We start from the raw sequence: 16,684 nt of genomic DNA on the forward strand, positions 1-16,684 counted from the left end.
CTGCACGCCCGGACGGCAGGCGGGCGGCGGGCCGCATCGCCGCTTGATGACGCTCCGGGGGAAGGCTCCGCGACCAGCCCCGTGAGGACACCATTCGACGCCTCTAGCACAGGGCGGCAGAGGTACGCGACCCCAGCCAACGTGACATGCGCATAGCCGTGGAGTGAACACTCGCTCTCTGTTGATATTTGGATGCTTTGAGTAGTGTCCTGACGTGGCTAAAAGGAAATCGGGAGCCCTCAGGAAGTACTGGGGCTACCTCCTCTTTGTAGTTGTGATCACAGGTTGGCTGACCCAATCTGTCGGCCCTGCGGGCTTACTGGCTCTGTCTGGGTTGACCACGGTGTTCTTCCTCTTTCGCGTTCCTGTGTGGTGCGGTGCCCTCACACGCGAGGAAAAATTCTGTCGAAAAAACGCTCACGGCATCCTGATGGGATGCTCGCTTCAGCAGCACAAGTGGCAGAAGCTGAAGTTCGCTGTAGTGCCGCCAAAGTGGCGTGAACTTAACCAAGGACTATGGGTGGCGCCCGAGAAGCGGGTGGCCACCACAGCTGCCTTCTGCGGCATGATCTCGGCCGTCGTTGCCACGATTGATCTCATTTTCAAATAGGGCGATCACACTTCCTTAGGGAAGAGCCCAATGACCGGGACCGCGAGCTGCCGACAGTCATGTCCTGGCTACAACTGCTCAGCGCGAGAAAGGGCCGTACCTTCCCATTCGCTGAGCCGTGCTGAGGAACGAAGCACGGATCGTCGATCGCCCCCAGCCATTTACAATGGCCAGCCATGCAGTGGCGATCGTAGGGCTATATCGGTGCGGTGGTGCGGCAACTCCGGTCGGCGTGTTCGGTTGGTACGGCGGGGCCAGCGTGCGGTGGCCGGCCCGGTGTCCCGCCGCCGTCCGGGACCGGCCCCCAGGCCGCACGCCCGGACGGCGGGCGGGCGGAGGGCCGGGGGTACGGCGGCGCGCCGCGCCGCCGCTTGATCCTCAAGAGATTAATTCGGCAAGTTCTGCAACGTCAGTGCCCACGGGTAGCTGTCGAGGCGTTCTGCTCCGGAGCTTGGTGGATGTGGCTCGAACTGGCCGGGGCCGAGCAGGACGCGGACGCCTTCGGCGCGGAGCTGGTTGACGCTGCCCTGGAATGGGGCGCGTGTGGCCAGGGCGGTGTTGACGAAGGGCAGGATGACGATGGGGATGCCGAGTCCTGGGGCTTCGGACAGGACGCCGAGTGCGTAGGTGTCGGCGATGCCTTGGGCGAACTTGTTGATCGTGTTGTAGGTGGCCGGGGCGACGATGATGGCGTCGGCGCGGGGTGATCTGGGCTCGTCGGGTTTGCGGTACTGGCTTCGGACGGGGCGGCCGGTCTGCTTCTCCAGTTCGGCAACGTCGATGAAGTCGAGTGCCGGCGGGGTGGCGATGATCTGGACGGTCCAGCCGGCGTCCTGGGCGAGGGTGACGAGACGGCCGACGTGGGGGGCCGGTCCTGCGGCGCAGACGATGACATACAGAACCTTGCCGGGTTGGGTCACGCGATGACTCCCAAGCTTGCCGCGTATTCGCGGGCCTCTCGGCGGACGCTGATCGGGGCGGTTGCCAGGATGTCACGTACCAACCGGAGGGCCGCGGGGCGGCCGGCGATTTCCTCTGGGGCGATCTCGCCCGCGGCGCGCAGGATGTGCAGGGCCTTGTCGTGCCGGTTCCACATGAGGAAGGCGCGGGAGGTGTCGAGCAGAAGAGTGGCCTTGCGTTCGTTGATGGGGAGCTGGTCCAGATCGACTTGGCGGGCGTAGTCGATAGCGGTGCCCGCGTCGCCGAACCGGAGGGCGACGTTGACCCGGTGGCACAGGACATTGTTCGGGCCGAACGCGGTCCACATGTGGTTGGCGTCCTGGCCGAGCCGGTTGCCGGCCTCGGCTGCCTCGTCCAGGAGTTCGGCAGTGTTGTGGCGGTTGCCTGTGTCGGCGGCTGCGATGGCTCCGCGCAGAAGCAGGGATCCGTAGATGGACAGGTCGTCGGGGGTGGGTTCGGTGAGGTCGGCTGCCATGCGTTCGGCTGCGCTGCGGGCCGTGCCGGTCGCGGCGTGGTGGTGGCCGCCGTCCATCAGGGCGTGGGTGATGATGCGGGAGCTTGAGCCGATCATGAGGGAGCTCTGGCTGGCGTGTGCGGCTTGGACGCTGCGGTCGGCTGCGAGCCAGGCCAGGCCCTTGTCTTCCTGCTTGAGCAGGATGGAGGCGGTGACGTGGTACGCCTCGGCGGACAGGGCTTGGGCCCGTAGGCGCTCGTCACCGTCGGTGTAGGCGCAGGCGGCGCGAAGCTCGCGGAGGAGAGCGGGGAGTTTGGCGGTCACCTCGGCGTATCGGCATGCCTGGTAGTTGCGTTTGGCGGCGGCGACCGCGTGTGCGAGGGCATCGAGGCTGGCGGGTCCATGGGCCGGGCTGGTGTGATCAACCAGTACGGCGGCCAGCTTTTCGATGTCCGTGTCCGCGCCCTGAGCTGGTTTTCCAAGTACGGCGCTGAAGAGGGCAGCTCCGGTGAGGCCGACGAATTCGCGGCGTCGTACGTCTCTTTCGTCGCTATCAAATCCGGGGAGTCTTACGGCGCGCGGCGTATTGCTGATGCTATCGACCGTTGTAAGGGGCTTTTCGGGAGTACGTCCGCGTCTGGTCGGGGCGAAGCCCAGGTCTTCGGGATCAAGATGTGTGACCTCGGCCAGAGCGAGCCGGTATGGCTCGCGGGGCCAGGTGACCTCTCCGGCTTCCCACCTGCGGATTCGTTCCTCGTCGCAGCTCAGGCGATATTTGATCCCGATCTTGGTGAGGTTGACCTTTTTGGCCATTTCGGCGCGGGTCAAATCGGCTTGCTGTCGCCAGTTCCGAAGTCGCTCATTCGGTGCGGCATCGGGCATATCTGGCCTTCTTTCCGAGCGGAGATCGAAAAGGGGTTATGAGGGGGGCCTATCGGCGGGTCCCCTCATTCTGCTTTGCCGGTGGACTTGCCATCAACCAACAAGGTAAGCGAAGCGGGCTTCCGCCGCAGGGAGCACCGAAAACGACTCGCGAGGAGATGGCGACGGTGACCCGGCCAGACGAGAACTGCGAGACCAGCCCCTGTCCCGCGTGCCGTGGGCGTGGTTACAAGCTCAAGAGCTCGCGCCACGCTCTCCTGATCGGCGCCGGCGGGGAGGAGGCGGAACCGATGGGAGAGCGGACGTGTCTCGACTGCCTCGCAAGCGGCCGGGCCGGAGGGAACGGGAAATGAATTCGATCATGCAAGCGGCCTTGCAGGGCTTCGGGCAGACGGACGAGGCGAACGCCCTGATCCGGCTGCGCGACCGGCTCGTCAGCCGGGGCGTCAACGCCGAACTGCGGGACAACAACTGCGCGCTCATGGTGCACAAGCCGGAGCCGGGTCTTCCTGTGTGGGTATTCGTCGGGTACGGCGGTGCCTACTACTCCTGGCAGAGCGCCGAGAAGCGGCATCCGATCAATGATGTTGAGGGGGCGGCGGACGTCTTGGCGGAGTACATCGCCAAGTAGCAGACGGGCGCGGCAAGGTGGTATCAGCCCTGTTCGAGGGGATCGGGGCGGGTCCTTCCTCGCCTTGCCGCGCCTCATCGCCCGGCAGGCGGTCCAGCCCATGCTCATAGGAGGGTGCCCCCATTCCCTCCGTCGGCTGCCTGTCGGGCGTTCTCCTGCACCCCTGTGGAAGTGTGGACGAGTGGGCTGAGCCCAGGCTACGCTCAAACTTGGTAAAACAACCTGTCGGGTGTTGGACGGTCAAAATGTCGCTAGAGTCCGTGCCGCCGAAGTATGCGCAGCTTGTGCAGGCCCTTCAGCGGCGTATCGAGTCGGGAACCTATCCGCCTGGCTCTCTCCTCCCGAGCGAACACCAGCTCATCCAGGAGTTCAGTGTGTCCCGGCCTACCGTGGTCGCCGCGCTGCGGGTGCTGCGCGAGCAGGGGTGGATCGAGTCTCAGCAGGGCAAGGGCCGGTTCGTACGTGGACGTCCCGCGATGGCGGCAGTGGAGCCGAACCGGCCGGGACAGGCGTACCTGACCAACCCGGAGACCAGCACGCCCGGCGAGTTGATCGAGGCCGGGGCCGTCGCGTTGCCTAATCGGGTGGCGGCATTGCTGGACGCGCAGCCCAAGAGCAAGGCGTTCCTGCGCCGGCGGGTGGTGATTCGTGATAGCGAGCCAACGGAGCAAGTGTCGCTGTGGTTGCCTTTGGAGTTGTCGGAGGGAACCAGCCTGACCAGCGGTGAGCCGTTGCGTGAGGGCATCCGCGAGCATCTGAGGTCGCGCAAGGGCGTGCGCTTCGATCACATCGTGGAGCAGATCACCGCGCGCATGCCCACGGCTCAAGAGGCCAAGCAGCTCGGCATGCCGAAGAACGTGCCGCTTCTCGCGGTGTTCGGTGCCGTCCGAGACGCCTCCGGCCGGCCTCTGGTCGTGGTGGAGGTGCTGCTCCCGGCGGACCGGCACGAGTTGGAAGACGCCTATCCGGTTTCGTAGGGGATCACGACGATCTGGTGAGGATCTTCGTAGATCACTTTGCCGGGGTCGGCCATCTCGACACGTACGCATGCGACGCCATGAGCGGCGAGGATGTCCAAGTAGCCGGGCAGTCGTTCGAGAAGATGTGTGGCTGTCGTCTTGAACCAGGCCGCGGCCTTTGGGTTCAGCGCGCGGTCGTAGACGAGCGGATCGACGTCGCTCGGGTCGGTCAGGTTCGCGTGGAACCAAGCATGGTTCTCGTCCTTGAAGCGTTCCTCCTGCGGTGACAGGCGCCCGTGTTTGGCAAGGCCGTTGACGAGGCCGAACACGCCGGGGTGAACGCCTCGTGCGTTTGGGACGGGGCTCTGAAACCTCACGTACACGAGGGCGATCATCCTTGATCGTGGTGGTTTGTCGCTACCGGATCGGCAAGAGGCCCGTCACCTCCCAGCCCAGTCACTTGACGTAGCAAGTCGGAGCGTCTTACCTTCAGAGCAACACTTGATAGGTCAAGTGCCAGTCAGACAAGAAAGGAGAGCCGTTATGGCTCTGCAAGGACCCATCCCCGTCACCTACCCCATGGTCTTCCCGCACGGCTGCTACATCGTCGGCGAGGTCGAGCCCGTCAAGGACTTCGACGCCTCCGCCAACGGCCGGTTCGTGCAGGCCCGCGACAAGCAGACCGGTGAGCTGGTCTGGCAGGTCGCGGTCATGGACGGTGACCCGACCCTCAAGCCCGCCCAGAAGACGGTGGCGGTCAAGATCCTCGCCCCGGTCCAGCCGGTGCCCCCGCAGCCGATGCCGGGGCTGCCGTTCACGCCGGTCGAGTTCGACGGCATGTCCGTCACGCCGTACGTCAACGCCGCCGGCCGTCTCGCGTACTCGATCAAGGTCCGCGAGATGCACGCCCCTCGCCAGCTCAACCAGCCCGCCCAGAGCAAGGCTTCGGCCGGGAAGGACGCCGCCTAAATGACCCGACGCCGTACCCCGCGCAACAGCGTGATCCGGCTGACCACCGGGCACGCCGCCCGCACGCTCAACCACCCGTTCCCGCGCCGTGAGCCCGTTCTGGCGCTCGACTTCGGCGCCACCTCCGTCCTGGTCACCACCAGCGGACCCGTGACGGTGGCGGACCTGGAGTTCGCGCGCCAGCTCGCCCGCGAGGCATCGCGCTTCGCCCGCTCGCTGGAGCGCAGCTTCTACGGGCTGCCCGACGGTAAGGGGCTCGCGGCGTGACGCTCGGCCCCTACACCTACCTGACCCTGTCCATGCGGCCGGAGTCCACGCCACAGGTCGGCGTCTCCTTCCACACGCCGCACCTGAAGGTCCGCGCCGGACTGCTGCTCAGCGACCCGCGCCCGTACCTGGAGTTCAGCTCCCACGAGGCGAACGTGCACATCTCCACCACCGGGGCCGGGCCGATCACCGACGCCGACCTGGCCGTCGCCCGCGAGATCTTCACCGCTGCCGCTCGCTATCTGGCCGACTGCGAGCAGTTGCACGCCGAACAGACGGCCGACGACAAGGACGCCATCCCGGACGTCACCGGTCCGGTGGCCTGACACATGAGGCGGGGCCGCTGGAAGCGGCAACTTCCGGCGGCCCCTCGGTTCTCCCACGACTCCACATCACGAGAGGTTCCCAGCTTATGTTCAAGCGGCTGCCTGGCGACGAGGCGCGCAATCTTGTCTCCACCACGCCCGACACGGCCGTCGTCTTCCGGCCGGCCGTCGTCACCACTCCCGCCATCCTCACCCTCGTCATCCTCGCCTGGGGCATGCTCGCCGGGCTCGTCCGTACGATCTGGCGTCACCCCATCGCGGCCCTCGTACCGGTGGCCCTCGGCGCTGTCTGCTACGTCTACGGCTGGCCCTCGGCAGCGTGCATCCTCGGCGTGGTCGTCCTGGCTCTGGCCTCGTGGGCGCTCCTCGACCGGCCGTCCTTCGCCCGCCTGGTCGGCTTCCGGCTGCTGGCCTGGTGGCGGCTCGTCTGGATCTACCGCCGTCACTGGCAACCCGTCATGGTCGTCTCCGGTCTCGGCCGTCACCTGCGGGGCCGCGACTACCTGCCCCGGCTGGGCAAGGTCACCTGCACCTCGTGGGCCGACCTGGTCACCGTGCGCATACTCAAGGGCCAAGCAGTCAAGGACTGGTCCGACCGAACCGACCACCTGGCCCAAGGCTTCGGCGCGACGTCGTGCCGAGTGGCGCTGTCTCACGCTGGTCGGCTCACCCTCACCTTTCCGCGCAGCGATCCACTCGCCTCGCCCCTGTCGGCGCTGCCCATACCGGAAGTACCGACCGTGGGGCCGGTCGAGATCGGCAAGCAAGAGGACGGGCGGCCATGGCGGCTCAAGGTGCACGGCACCCATGTCCTCGTCGCGGGCGCGACCGGGGCCGGCAAGGGGTCGATCATCTGGTCCGTCATCCGCTCGCTGCTCCCCGCCGCCGGTGCGGGCCTGGTCGAGCTGTGGGCGCTGGACCCCAAGCTGATGGAACTGTCCTACGGACGCGACCTGTTCGGCCCGCGCTACGCGGCCACTCCAGAAGAGTGCGCCGGCCTGCTGGACGAGGCCGTGAGCGTCATGCAGAAGCGGGCGGCTCGCTTCGCCGGGCTCCAGCGCTCCCACACCCCCACTGTCGATGACCCGTTCGTCCTGGTCGTGGTCGACGAGGTGGCGTTCCTGACCGCCTACCAGTCCGACCGGCAACTGCGGCAGCGCATCTCCGCCGCGCTGGCCACCCTCACCACCCAAGGGCGGGCGGTCGGCGTGGGCGTCCTGGCCGCGTTGCAGGACCCACGTAAAGAAGTCATGAACATCCGCAACCTGTTCCCCGACAAGATCGCCCTGCGGCTGGACGAGTCGGAACAGGTGGACATGGTCCTCGGCGACGGCGCACGTGATCGCGGCGCGCTCGCTGACCACATCTCGCCGGTGCCGGAGCTGGGCGCGGGCGTCGGCTACGTCCGGCTGGAAGCCAGCCCCGAACCCGTCCGGGTCCGCGCCGCCTACGTCTCCGACACCGACATCCGCGCCATGGTCACCCTCTTCACGGAACATCAGGAGGCCGCATGACCAGAACCGCTCTCGGCCACCGCCACCAGGCGATAGCAGCGAAAACACGTGCGTTCGTCCAGTCTTATCTCGCCAGAATCCAACCGATACCGGCCCGGCTCGATCTCGACACTGATCGCTTGCGCGTCCATGGTGTCCCGCGCCTGGTTGACCTGGACCTCCGCTCCAGGAACCGCCGCATCGAGAAGCACCATCGGCCCGCCAACGTCCATGGCCGGCCCCTGTTCCCAAGCAACATCGCCCAGTTCCGACACCACCCGCTCCACGTCACAGCCAGGGTCGGCATGCACCCACTGCACAAAGATCCTCGGCCGCTGGAGGTACGTGGTGCGCGCGGGCTCCTCCCACAAGACCAAGGCCATCTCATCTGTGCCGAACGGAATCAATGCAAGATCCTCCGCTGCACATGCCAGCTCGTAGTCGTCCCCGTCGGCACCGGTCCACTCGTTCAGCGCCTTCCCCGCGACCAACACCAATGGCCCGCCCGAAGACTCCGCCCAGATCTGCACAACTCTCCTCTCAGCCATGACCGCGGCGATGAGATCACGCACCGCCGCCGCTCGCAAGCCAACGCAGGGAGGTCACCGATGACCGGACTGATTCACTTCCTCGACGGCCTTCGCTGTGCGGTCTGCAACACGTTGGACGTTCTCCGGCTCGACCCGGTCCGCGCCTTGGTCGAGTGCTCCGAGTGCGGACAGACCGCGCTCATAGTCACCGAATTCGGCGAAGGGAGGGCTACATGACTCCTTCCCACGACCGCGCCCTTCCTCGGGCCGTCCGCCAGGCCATGCCGATGGCCCGGGATGTGCTCGTGGAGGTCGCCAAGCGGCACGGCGTCTGCATCAGGCCCCTCGCGCTGCGGCGGCTGGACGTCGTCACCGGCAAGGCCGAGATCATCGACGTGCCATGCGGCTCCACCCTGGACAGCAAGTGCCCGCCCTGCGCCAAGCGCAACCGGCAGCTCCGCATGGCCCAATGCCGGGAGGGCTGGCACCTCGACACCGAACCGGCCATCACGCCGGACGAGCCGAACGAGGAACAGCGCTGGCTGGTGGAGTTCCGCGCCGACATGCAGGCTAAGCGGGATGCCGCCGCACAGGCCGGCGACGACACCACCGATCTGGACGCCGTCCTTGCGGGTCTGGACGAGGAGATCAACGCCGCTGGGATGCGGGGTAATGTCCTCGGCCGTGGGACCGCCAAGCGCTCCCGCTCCACTCGGCGGCGGCAGGACGCGCCCGACCTGCCCAAGCGCAAGATGGCCCACACGACCCTGGGACGCACCTTCCACGGCACGGGCGGGCAGGTCTACCGGCCGTCGCTGTTCGTGACGCTCACCCTGCCCAGTTACGGCAAGGTCCGTAACGGCGTCCCGATCGACCCGGACGCCTACGACTACCGGCGGGCTGCTCGGGACGCGCTGCACTTCTCCAAGCTGGTCGATCGGTTCGTGCAGAACCTGCGCCGGGTCGCGGGCTATGACGTGCAGTACTTCGCCTCGGTGGAGCCTCAGAAGCGGCTGGCGCCGCACCTGCACATGGCGATCCGGGGCACCCTGCCGCGCGCGGAGATCAAGCAGATCGCCGCCGCCACCTACCATCAGGTCTGGTGGCCACAGGCCGATGAGGTGCGTTTCGACGGTGACCACCTGCCCGTCTGGGACGAGCAGGCCGGCTACCTCGACCCGGCCACCGGCGAGGTTCTGCCCACCTGGGACGAAGCCCTCGACGCCCTGGACGAGGACGCCGAACCCCTCCACGTGCTGCGCTTCGGCGAACAGGTGGACGTTCAAGGTGTCCTCGCCGGTACGCCGGACGCCGATCAGTGCATCCGGTACCTGTCCAAGTACCTGACCAAGTCCCTCGGCGACGCCCTCGACGGCGGCCAGGCCCAGCGCGAGCACGCCGCCCGCATGGTCGATGCCCTGCGTTACGAACCGTGCTCGCCGACCTGCCCAAACTGGCTGCGCTACGGCGTCCAGCCCAAGAACGCCAAGGCGGGGATGGCTCCGGGCCGGTGCCGGTCCAAGGCGCACAAGCCTGAACACCTCGGCTACGCCGGCCGTCGCGTCCTGGTCTCCCGCAAGTGGAGCAACAAGACGCTCGCCGAGCATCGGCAGGACCGCCGTACCTGGGTCCTGGAAGCCCTCGGCCAGGCCGACCAGCCCACCGACCCGCACCGCTACATCTGGCGGCCCGTCCCGGCCGGCGACGCCAACGTGCCCCCTCTCGCCGTACGCCTCCTGCGCACCGTCGCCGAACGCCAACGGTGGCGAGCCCACCTCAGAGAGTTGGAAGCCAGAGCGTCCGGTCAAGATCTTTCGGCAACTGAGCCTACCGGGAGGGCGGCATGAGTAGGCGGGACGAACTCCTCACCGTCGCCCAGGTCCTCGACGAACTCGGCGGCGTCTCCCGCCGCACCTTCTACCGCTGGCGCGAGATCGGCAAAGCACCACAGGGCATCCGCCTGCCCAACGGCGAACTGCGCATCTACCGCAGCGACCTCGAAGCCTGGCTCGAATCCCTCAGGAGCGCCGCATGACTACCTCCTACAAGGTCAAGTTCTGGGACATCCGTACCAACACCAGAGCGGACAAGCCCGGCAAGAAGCCTCGGATCATCTCCCACACCGTGCGGTGGACGGTCGGCCACCGCGAGAAGTCGCAGACCTTCAAGACCAAGGGCCTGGCCGAGAGCTTCCTGTCCGACCTGCGGCAGGCGGCCAAGAAGGGTGAAGCCTTCGACGTGGACAGTGGGCTTCCCGCTTCGATGGTCAAGGCCAAGGATGCCCGGACCTGGTACGCCTTCGCCGTCGCGTACGTCCACGCGTGGTGGCCTCACGCGGCGGCGAAGTCCCGTGAAGGCATGACCGACACACTCGCCACCGTCACCCGCGTTCTGGTCGGCGACGTACCCGGCCGCCCGTCTGACGAAATCATCCGGCGGGCGCTGCGCGAGTACTCCTTCCTGCCCGAGGACCGCCGGCGGGAGCCGACACCGGAGATCGCCCGCGCTGTCCGCTGGCTGGAAGGCGCTTCGCTCCCGCTGAGCGCTCTGGAAGAGACCAAGCACGCCCGTGCGGCGCTGGAAGCCCTGGCACTGTGCCTGGACGGCAAGCCTGCGGCGACCTCGACGTACCGCCGCAAGCGGGCCGTCTTCCATCACGCGCTCGAATACGCGGTGGAACTGGAGGAGCTGTTGGCGAATCCACTGCACAAGGTCAAGTTCAGAAAGGCCAAGGTGAGCGGCGAGATAGATCGGCGCTCGGTGGTCAGCCCAAGGCAGGCGCGTGAACTGCTCACCGCGGTGACCTACGTGGGGCGATCGCGAGGGCCGATGCTGGCCGCGATGTTCGCCTGCATGTACTTCGGCGGCCTACGCCCAGCAGAAGCGGCGGGACTGCGGCAGAAGGACTGTCAGCTCCCGGAGAAGGGCTGGGGGCTGCTGACGCTGGAGAAGACCAGGCCGCAGAGCAACAGGCGGTTCACCGACTCCGGGCAGGCCCACGACGAGCGCGGCCTGAAGCACCGCGACGTGAAGCACACGCGCACCGTGCCCGTCCCACCTGAGCTGGTGGCGATTCTTCGGGATCACATCGCCACGTTCGGTGTCGGAGAGGACGGCCGGCTCTTCCGTACGCGCACGGGCGGCGTGATCTCGGGCTCGGCGTACGCGAAGGTCTGGCAGGAGGCTCGGACGTACGCCTTCACGCCTGACCAGGTCGCCTCTCCCCTGGCGGGCCGGCCGTACGACCTCCGGCACGCGGCCGTGTCGCTCTGGCTCAACGCGGGCGTGCATGCCCCGGAAGCGGCCGAGAGAGCGGGGCACGGCGTGGACGTGATGCTCCGGGTCTACGCCAAGTGCATCGACGGCCAACAGGAGATCGCCAACCAGCGCATCTTGGAAGCGCTCGCGGCGTGACACAGGAGCTACGGCAGGGCCCCGGGACAGCTCGGGGTCCTTTCGCCGTTCCGGGCCTCGAACTCCCGCGCCGACCTGGGGAAACGTGGCTGCGAGCATTCCGCGTATGTTCCGCGAGCAGTGGCACAGGGCTGCTTTCGGGGGCCTCCCGCTGCCTACGGGGCAACCGGGGCGATCATGCAAAAGACCAGGTCAACCCGTGGATTGCCTGGTCTTGGTTGCGCGCCCTGCAGGATTCGAACCTGCGACCGTCGGATTAGAAGTCCGGTGCTCTATCCAGCTGAGCTAAGGGCGCTCCCGCCTTATTGTGCATGATCCGGCGACTTGTCACGCACATGTTTTGGTTGTGTCAGGGAGGTGGGTGGGTTGGGGCCGGTGGGAGGGGGTGAGCGGAAAGTCCGATCACGGGCGGAAACTCCAGGCGGGGGCGGGGCGGGAGGGTCTAAGCTCTCGTGGCATGGTCGCGACGGTCCTGCACGAGATTCCCTTGCAGGGCGGGGGCGTGACTGACGGCGTGGTGCGGGTCGGTGACACCGTGCGGAGGCCGGTCAGTACGTCGACTCCCGCCGTACACGCGCTGCTCCGGCATCTGGAGGCGGCGGGGTTCGCGGGGGCGCCCCGGGTGGTCGGGAGCGGGATCGACGGGTTCGGGCGGCAAATGCTCAGCTATCTGCCCGGGGTCACCGGGGTGCGGGCCGCGAGCGTTCAGGACGATGCGCTCGGGCGGTTGGGCGGGCTGCTGCGGGAGTATCACGATGCGACCCTCGGGTTTCCGCTCCGGATGGAGGGGTGGGAAGGCGGGTCGAACGATGATCGGGCGCCGGAGGTCGTGGGGCACTGCGATCTTTCGCCGGCGAACGTGGTGTTCCGGGCGGACGTGCCGTACGGGATGATCGACTTTGATCTGGCGCGGCCCACCACGCGGTTGTTCGACGTGGTGACCACTTTGCGGCACTGGGCGCCGCTGGCGGATCCGGTCGATCGGCATCCGTTGTTACGCAGCGTCGACGTGGGCGAGCGGGTCAGGATCTTCTGCGACGCGTACGGGGTGCCGGCGCGCGAGCGGCGGCGGCTGGTCGAGGTGGCGCGGGTACGGTTCCAGCGGTCCTACGCGGTCATGCGGAGCCGGGCGGCCGTGGGCGGGGGCTGGGGCCGGATGTGGAACGAGGGTGCGGGGGAACGCATCCGGCGTGCGGTGGCATGGCTGGATGTGCACGAAGATGAGCTTCATGCCCATTTGGTGTGATCGTGGTGATGGTGAGGCTCAAACGCGCGAGCTCGTGTTGGGGCTTGCGGCTGGGGTGATGCTTGACCGAGTTGTCGGGGATCCGCAGAGTGCGGGGCATCCGGTGGCGGTGTTCGGGCGGGTGGCCGGGCAGGTCGAGCGGGTGCTCTATCGGGATTCCAGGGCGGCCGGCGTTCTTCATGTGGCCTTGTGCGTCGGGGGTGCGGTGGCTCTCGGTGTGGTGATGGCGCAGGCCGGTCGGGGGCGAATCTCGTCGGTCCTCCGGGTGGGGAGTGTGGCGGGGGCGGCGTGGGCGGTCCTCGGGGGGACGACGCTGGCGCGGGAGGGCCTTCACATGGCCGAGGCGCTGGAGGACGGGGATCTGGAGCGGGCCAGGAAGCGGCTGCCCCATCTGTGCGGACGGGACCCGTCCGGGCTCGGGGCGGAGGAGCTGGCGCGAGCGACCATCGAGTCGCTGGCCGAGAACACCTCCGACGCCGTCGTGGCGCCGCTGTTCTGGGGGGCGGTCGCGGGGGTTCCGGGGCTGCTGGGGTACCGGGCGGTCAACACGCTGGACGCGATGGTCGGGCACAGGTCGGCGTGTTACCTGCGGTTCGGGTGGGCGGCGGCGCGGCTGGACGACGTGGCCAACTACGTTCCGGCGCGGCTGACCGCGCTGCTCACGGTGCTTGCCGGGCCGGATCGGCGGGGGGCGTGGTCGGTGGTGCGGCGGGACGGGCACCGGCATCCCAGTCCGAACGCCGGGCGGTGCGAGGCCGCGTTCGCCGGGGCGCTCGGGGTGACGCTGGGAGGCACGAACGTGTACGGGAGCAGGGTCGAGCATCGGCCGACCATGGGTGACGGGCCGCGGCCCGACGTGGCGGACATCCGGCGGGCGGTGCGGTTGACGCGGGTGGTGAGCATGGGGGCCGCGGTCGGGGCGGTCGTCGGGGCGGCGGTTCTTGAGGTCTGGGGCCGGCGATTGCGGCGCCGCTCGCTCCGGTGCCCCTGAGCGCGGTGACCGCCAGCAGGAAGGTGACCGGCCGGCAGGGAGTGAGCGGCCGATAGGGAGTGACCGGCCGACAGGGAGTGACCGGCCGACAGGGAGTGACCGGCCGACCGGAAGGTGAGCGGCCGGCGGAGGATCGGATCAAACGAACGGATCAGCCGGCCGGCCGCGCGGCCCCCGTTCGCTCACATCACGCGGTTGAGGTTGAAGACCAGCCACACGATGACGGCCGCGACCACGGTGATCCCGATCATCGCCTTCGCGGCCTGGTGGGCGGAGACCTTTCGAGCGGTGACCTGTTTGGCGCTCTGCTTCCAGACCTGACGCATGGTGATCATGTTCTGGTAGCGGCGGCCCAGGGCGAAAAGGGCCACCCCGAGGAGGATGAACAGAATGACGCGGCCGTCCGGTGTTCCCATGAAGATCCCCCTGTGACCTCGGTGAACGTGCTGCCCCCGAACCAGGTGAGAACACAGAATACTCGGGCAATAGCGATTTGTAATCAAGATATCGGGTCGAGATCCACGACGATCGGCGCGTGATCGGAAGGACCTTTCCCCTTGCGCGCCTCGCGGTCCACGTAGGCCGATCTGACCCGGCCGCTCACGTCCCCGCTCGCGTACACGAGATCGATCCGCATCCCTTTGTTCTGGTGGAACATCCCCGCCCGATAGTCCCAGTACGTGAACGGATGCGGCCCCTTCATCGGAGTCGGCACCACGTCGTGCAGCCCGAGTGCGCGCAGGGCGGCGAGCGCGTCGCGTTCGGCGGGGGTGACGTGCGTGGCGCCCACGAACAGGGCCGGGTCCCACACGTCGGCGTCGGTCGGGGCCACGTTGTAGTCGCCGCAGGCCACCAGCGGCCCGGACGGCAGCTCGGCGGCGAGGGCGTCACGCAGGGCGGCGAACCACTCCAGCTTGTACGCGAAGTGGGGCGAGTCGAGGGTGCGGCCGTTGGGCGCGTACAGGGACCAGACGCGCAGGCCGCCACAGGTCGCGCCGATCGCGCGGGCCTCGGGGCGGGCGGCGCCGACGCCGGCGAGCTCGCCGAAGCCGGGCTCGCCGGGGAAGCTCAGCGTGACCTCCTCCAGGCCGACCCTGGACAGGATCGCGACGCCGTTCCACCGGCCGTCGCCGTGCGCCGCGGCGGCGTAGCCCAGCTCGCCCACCTCGGCTGCCGGGAACGCCTCGGCGGGACATTTGATCTCCTGCAGGCAGAGGACGTCCGGCTCGGTGGCGGCCAGCCAGTCGAGGAGGCGGGGCAGCCGGGCCTTGACGGAGTTGACGTTCCAGGTGGCGAGACGCATCCTCCTAGCCTGCCACCGGACCGAGCCTGCCACCGGAACGCGCGCTCACACGGCTTTCATCAACGCGGCGGACGGCTCGCCGAGCAGCCCGCCGACGCCCTGGTCGAGCGCGGCCTTGGCGTGCCGTACGGCGTCGAGCGCGTTGCCGGCCGCGCTCGGCGAGTCCTCGACGACCATGCGCAGCTCCACCTCCACCGGCGAGCCGCCGAAGCCCTCGCCGTCGAGCCGGATGTAGGCGACCTTGCGGTCCTCGAGGAACGGCACGTACGAGGCTCCGACGTGCAGTGACCCCGCTCCCGCGCCGGCGGACTTGGTGGCCCGCTTGCTCGCCAGGCGGTCGCCGTCGGTGAGGTTGACGAAGTCCATGTTGCCGCCGCCGAGGAGCTGGTGCCCGCCGGACAGGCGTACGCCGTTGCTGGTGAGCGCGTCCACCAGGGCCCGGTGCAGGAGCGTCGCGCCGAACGAGCTCTTCAGGTCGTCGCCGATGAGCGGCAGCCCGGCCGCGGCGAAGCGGGAGCGCCACTCGGGCGAGCGGGCGAGCACGGCGGGCATGCAGTTGACGAACGCGCACCCGGCCTCGATCGCGGCCTGCGCGTAGATCTCGGTGGCGCGCTGCGCGCCCGTGGGCAGGAAGTTGAGCACGACGTGGCTGCCGGTCGCGGCGAGGTGGGCGGCGACCTGCCCGGCGGTGGCGGCGCCGCGCGGCTCGACGAGCCCGGCCGAGCCGGGGCCGACGCCGTCGGCGAGTACGCCGTCCACGACCGGCACCCCGAGGTGCGGCACGTCGGCGAACCTGCGGGCGTTGTTGGGCGGCGCGAAGACGGCCTCGGACAGGTCGCGGCCGATCTTGGCGGGGTTGACGTCGAAGGCGGCGGTGAAGCGCACCTGGGAGACGGCGTAGCCGGCGCACACGGGGTTGGGCAGGCCGGGGGCGTCGCCGTCGCGGTAGTGCTCGACGCCCTGCACCAGTGAGGACGCGCAGTTGCCCACGCCGACGAGGGCGACATTGACGGTTGGCACGTTGGGGCTCACGTCCGCTCGACGCCGATGGTGATCTCGTTGCCGAGGCGGCGGCCGGTCAGCAGCTCCAGGTCGTCGCCGCTCCAGAAACGGCCCGGATCGTACCAGTTGGGGCGGCGGCCGGCGGGCAGCAGGCCCATCTCCTCGTACGTGACCGCCACGACCTCCGCGCAGTAGGCGCTCTCCAGCGCCATCCCCTGGCGTGCCCGCCACGGGACGCGGCCACGGAACCAGCGGCCGGCCAGCCGGGCCGTGGAGGGGAAGGGCGTGCCGTCCAGCCGGGCGACCGTGCGCAGGGCGGCGTCCTCCATCTCCGGCGTGACCTCGGGTTCGAGCTGGCGCAGCCAGGGGCGCTGGCCGTATCTGCCGACCCATGTGGTGACCGCCGCGCGCAGGTCGTGCAGCTGCACGCCGCGGTGGTGCTCACCGGCCCACAGGTCGGGCAGGGACCGGCCGAGCTCGGCGTGCCACATCATGGGCGGGAGGTCCTCGATCACGATGGCCATGCCCACGTGGTTGACCGGGCTGTTGGTCACCGTCTGGATGGCGCGGTCGGGCACCGAACGCCCGCGGAAGATCCACAGGTCGCCGGTGCGCGTCACCTTGACGGCCTCGTCGAGTGTCAGCAC

General features: G+C 68.5%; 20 protein-coding genes and 1 tRNA gene. 12 read left to right on the plus strand and 9 right to left on the minus strand.

Going from position 1 to position 16,684, the window contains the following annotated elements:
* Positions 1 to 214 precede the first annotated feature (214 nt).
* Positions 215 to 610 (plus strand): hypothetical protein, encoded by a 396-nt coding sequence (locus tag BMW85_RS48125; RefSeq protein ID WP_143082111.1) that lies wholly within the window; start codon positions 215 to 217, stop codon positions 608 to 610.
* Between the two features lie 386 nt (positions 611 to 996).
* Here BMW85_RS48125 and BMW85_RS05835 read toward each other — a convergent pair whose 3' ends face one another.
* Together BMW85_RS05835 and BMW85_RS05840 are read right to left on the minus strand one after the other, a co-directional pair.
* Positions 997 to 1,530, minus strand: coding sequence for a flavoprotein (locus BMW85_RS05835; RefSeq protein WP_091077854.1), 534 nt, complete (start codon positions 1,528 to 1,530; stop codon positions 997 to 999).
* The gene (locus tag BMW85_RS05840) at positions 1,527 to 2,906 is read right to left on the minus strand and encodes a helix-turn-helix domain-containing protein (protein ID WP_143082112.1); all 1,380 of its coding nucleotides are present in this window, start codon (positions 2,904 to 2,906) and stop codon (positions 1,527 to 1,529) included. The genes BMW85_RS05835 and BMW85_RS05840 overlap by 4 nt, the downstream gene beginning before the upstream one ends.
* A gap of 361 nt (positions 2,907 to 3,267) precedes the next feature.
* Here BMW85_RS05840 and BMW85_RS05845 point away from each other — a divergent pair, with 361 nt between their 5' ends.
* Both BMW85_RS05845 and BMW85_RS05850 read left to right on the plus strand, forming a co-directional pair.
* Complete coding sequence (locus tag BMW85_RS05845; protein WP_143082113.1) at positions 3,268 to 3,537, plus strand: hypothetical protein; 270 nt, start codon at positions 3,268 to 3,270, stop codon at positions 3,535 to 3,537.
* Positions 3,538 to 3,782: 245 nt separating this feature from the next.
* On the plus strand, positions 3,783 to 4,514 hold the full coding sequence (locus BMW85_RS05850) for a GntR family transcriptional regulator (protein WP_091077859.1): 732 nt from the start codon (positions 3,783 to 3,785) through the stop codon (positions 4,512 to 4,514).
* Here the strand turns inward: BMW85_RS05850 and BMW85_RS05855 are convergent.
* Entirely contained in the window at positions 4,499 to 4,891 is a 393-nt protein-coding gene (locus BMW85_RS05855; protein WP_091077861.1) for a hypothetical protein, read from the minus strand. The genes BMW85_RS05850 and BMW85_RS05855 overlap by 16 nt on opposite strands.
* A 148-nt stretch (positions 4,892 to 5,039) precedes the next feature.
* Between BMW85_RS05855 and BMW85_RS05860 the strand changes: the two genes are divergently transcribed.
* From BMW85_RS05860 to BMW85_RS05875, 4 genes are all read left to right on the plus strand, one after another.
* Positions 5,040 to 5,465, plus strand: a complete 426-nt coding sequence (locus tag BMW85_RS05860; protein ID WP_091077863.1) for a plasmid replication, integration and excision activator — start codon at positions 5,040 to 5,042, stop codon at positions 5,463 to 5,465.
* Positions 5,466 to 5,732 carry a hypothetical protein gene (locus BMW85_RS05865; RefSeq protein ID WP_091077866.1) on the plus strand — a complete coding sequence of 89 codons (267 nt, stop codon included), beginning with the start codon at positions 5,466 to 5,468 and terminating at the stop codon, positions 5,730 to 5,732. It abuts the gene before it with no gap.
* Positions 5,729 to 6,058, plus strand: coding sequence for a hypothetical protein (locus tag BMW85_RS05870; protein WP_091077869.1), 330 nt, complete (start codon positions 5,729 to 5,731; stop codon positions 6,056 to 6,058). Before BMW85_RS05865 ends, BMW85_RS05870 begins: the two co-directional genes overlap by 4 nt.
* Before the next feature lie 86 nt (positions 6,059 to 6,144).
* Positions 6,145 to 7,572, plus strand: a complete 1,428-nt coding sequence (locus BMW85_RS05875) for an FtsK/SpoIIIE domain-containing protein (protein ID WP_091077871.1) — start codon at positions 6,145 to 6,147, stop codon at positions 7,570 to 7,572.
* Here the strand turns inward: BMW85_RS05875 and BMW85_RS05880 are convergent.
* Positions 7,557 to 8,123 carry an Imm21 family immunity protein gene (locus BMW85_RS05880; RefSeq protein WP_091077874.1) on the minus strand — a complete coding sequence of 189 codons (567 nt, stop codon included), beginning with the start codon at positions 8,121 to 8,123 and terminating at the stop codon, positions 7,557 to 7,559. The genes BMW85_RS05875 and BMW85_RS05880 overlap by 16 nt on opposite strands.
* Positions 8,124 to 8,314: 191 nt before the next feature.
* Between BMW85_RS05880 and BMW85_RS05885 the strand changes: the two genes are divergently transcribed.
* The 3 genes from BMW85_RS05885 to BMW85_RS05895 are packed head-to-tail and all read left to right on the plus strand — an operon-like array spanning position 8,315 to position 11,495.
* Entirely contained in the window at positions 8,315 to 9,928 is a 1,614-nt protein-coding gene (locus BMW85_RS05885; protein ID WP_091077876.1) for a replication initiator, read from the plus strand.
* On the plus strand, positions 9,925 to 10,116 hold the full coding sequence (locus BMW85_RS05890; protein WP_091077878.1) for a helix-turn-helix transcriptional regulator: 192 nt from the start codon (positions 9,925 to 9,927) through the stop codon (positions 10,114 to 10,116). Before BMW85_RS05885 ends, BMW85_RS05890 begins: the two co-directional genes overlap by 4 nt.
* On the plus strand, positions 10,113 to 11,495 hold the full coding sequence (locus BMW85_RS05895) for a tyrosine-type recombinase/integrase (protein ID WP_177240510.1): 1,383 nt from the start codon (positions 10,113 to 10,115) through the stop codon (positions 11,493 to 11,495). Before BMW85_RS05890 ends, BMW85_RS05895 begins: the two co-directional genes overlap by 4 nt.
* 221 nt (positions 11,496 to 11,716) lie before the next feature.
* On the opposite strand, the gene BMW85_RS05900 is transcribed toward BMW85_RS05895, so the two are convergent.
* Positions 11,717 to 11,790: transfer RNA gene (locus BMW85_RS05900), tRNA-Arg, on the minus strand.
* 162 nt (positions 11,791 to 11,952) lie between these two features.
* On the opposite strand from BMW85_RS05900, the gene BMW85_RS05905 reads away from it, so the two are divergent.
* Complete coding sequence (locus BMW85_RS05905) at positions 11,953 to 12,741, plus strand: phosphotransferase (protein ID WP_091077879.1); 789 nt, start codon at positions 11,953 to 11,955, stop codon at positions 12,739 to 12,741.
* On the plus strand, positions 12,725 to 13,732 hold the full coding sequence (locus tag BMW85_RS05910; RefSeq protein WP_245774647.1) for a cobalamin biosynthesis protein: 1,008 nt from the start codon (positions 12,725 to 12,727) through the stop codon (positions 13,730 to 13,732). Before BMW85_RS05905 ends, BMW85_RS05910 begins: the two co-directional genes overlap by 17 nt.
* Before the next feature lie 182 nt (positions 13,733 to 13,914).
* On the opposite strand, the gene BMW85_RS05915 is transcribed toward BMW85_RS05910, so the two are convergent.
* From BMW85_RS05915 to BMW85_RS05930, 4 genes are all read right to left on the minus strand, one after another.
* A complete protein-coding gene (locus BMW85_RS05915; protein ID WP_091077882.1) occupies positions 13,915 to 14,148 on the minus strand; it encodes a hypothetical protein in 234 nt (77 codons plus the stop codon).
* An 83-nt stretch (positions 14,149 to 14,231) separates the two neighbouring features.
* Positions 14,232 to 15,035, minus strand: coding sequence for an exodeoxyribonuclease III (locus tag BMW85_RS05920; RefSeq protein WP_091077884.1), 804 nt, complete (start codon positions 15,033 to 15,035; stop codon positions 14,232 to 14,234).
* Between the two features lie 45 nt (positions 15,036 to 15,080).
* Complete coding sequence (locus tag BMW85_RS05925) at positions 15,081 to 16,055, minus strand: inositol-3-phosphate synthase (protein ID WP_143082114.1); 975 nt, start codon at positions 16,053 to 16,055, stop codon at positions 15,081 to 15,083.
* Between the two features lie 8 nt (positions 16,056 to 16,063).
* Positions 16,064 to 16,684: a hypothetical protein gene (locus tag BMW85_RS05930; protein WP_091077888.1), complete on the minus strand. Its 621-nt coding sequence runs from the start codon at positions 16,682 to 16,684 to the stop codon at positions 16,064 to 16,066.

It is taken from the genome of Nonomuraea wenchangensis, from assembly GCF_900111685.1.
GTDB classification, from domain to species: Bacteria; Actinomycetota; Actinomycetes; order Streptosporangiales; family Streptosporangiaceae; genus Nonomuraea; species Nonomuraea wenchangensis.

Bases quoted from the DNA above. Each gene is read 5' to 3' on its own strand.
- BMW85_RS05875 (WP_091077871.1), top strand. From the start codon at position 6,145: ATGTTCAAGCGGCTGCCTGGCGACGAGGCGCGCAATCTTGTCTCCACC.
- BMW85_RS05915 (WP_091077882.1), bottom strand. From the start codon at position 14,148: ATGGGAACACCGGACGGCCGCGTCATTCTGTTCATCCTCCTCGGGGTG.
- BMW85_RS05850 (WP_091077859.1), top strand. From the start codon at position 3,783: ATGTCGCTAGAGTCCGTGCCGCCGAAGTATGCGCAGCTTGTGCAGGCC.
- BMW85_RS05865 (WP_091077866.1), top strand. From the start codon at position 5,466: ATGACCCGACGCCGTACCCCGCGCAACAGCGTGATCCGGCTGACCACC.
- BMW85_RS05855 (WP_091077861.1), bottom strand. From the start codon at position 4,891: ATGATCGCCCTCGTGTACGTGAGGTTTCAGAGCCCCGTCCCAAACGCA.
- BMW85_RS05910 (WP_245774647.1), top strand. From the start codon at position 12,725: ATGCCCATTTGGTGTGATCGTGGTGATGGTGAGGCTCAAACGCGCGAG.
- BMW85_RS05840 (WP_143082112.1), bottom strand. From the start codon at position 2,906: ATGCCCGATGCCGCACCGAATGAGCGACTTCGGAACTGGCGACAGCAA.
- BMW85_RS05895 (WP_177240510.1), top strand. From the start codon at position 10,113: ATGACTACCTCCTACAAGGTCAAGTTCTGGGACATCCGTACCAACACC.
- BMW85_RS05905 (WP_091077879.1), top strand. From the start codon at position 11,953: ATGGTCGCGACGGTCCTGCACGAGATTCCCTTGCAGGGCGGGGGCGTG.
- BMW85_RS05890 (WP_091077878.1), top strand. From the start codon at position 9,925: ATGAGTAGGCGGGACGAACTCCTCACCGTCGCCCAGGTCCTCGACGAA.
- BMW85_RS05920 (WP_091077884.1), bottom strand. From the start codon at position 15,035: ATGCGTCTCGCCACCTGGAACGTCAACTCCGTCAAGGCCCGGCTGCCC.
- BMW85_RS05885 (WP_091077876.1), top strand. From the start codon at position 8,315: ATGACTCCTTCCCACGACCGCGCCCTTCCTCGGGCCGTCCGCCAGGCC.
- BMW85_RS05860 (WP_091077863.1), top strand. From the start codon at position 5,040: ATGGCTCTGCAAGGACCCATCCCCGTCACCTACCCCATGGTCTTCCCG.
- BMW85_RS05845 (WP_143082113.1), top strand. From the start codon at position 3,268: ATGCAAGCGGCCTTGCAGGGCTTCGGGCAGACGGACGAGGCGAACGCC.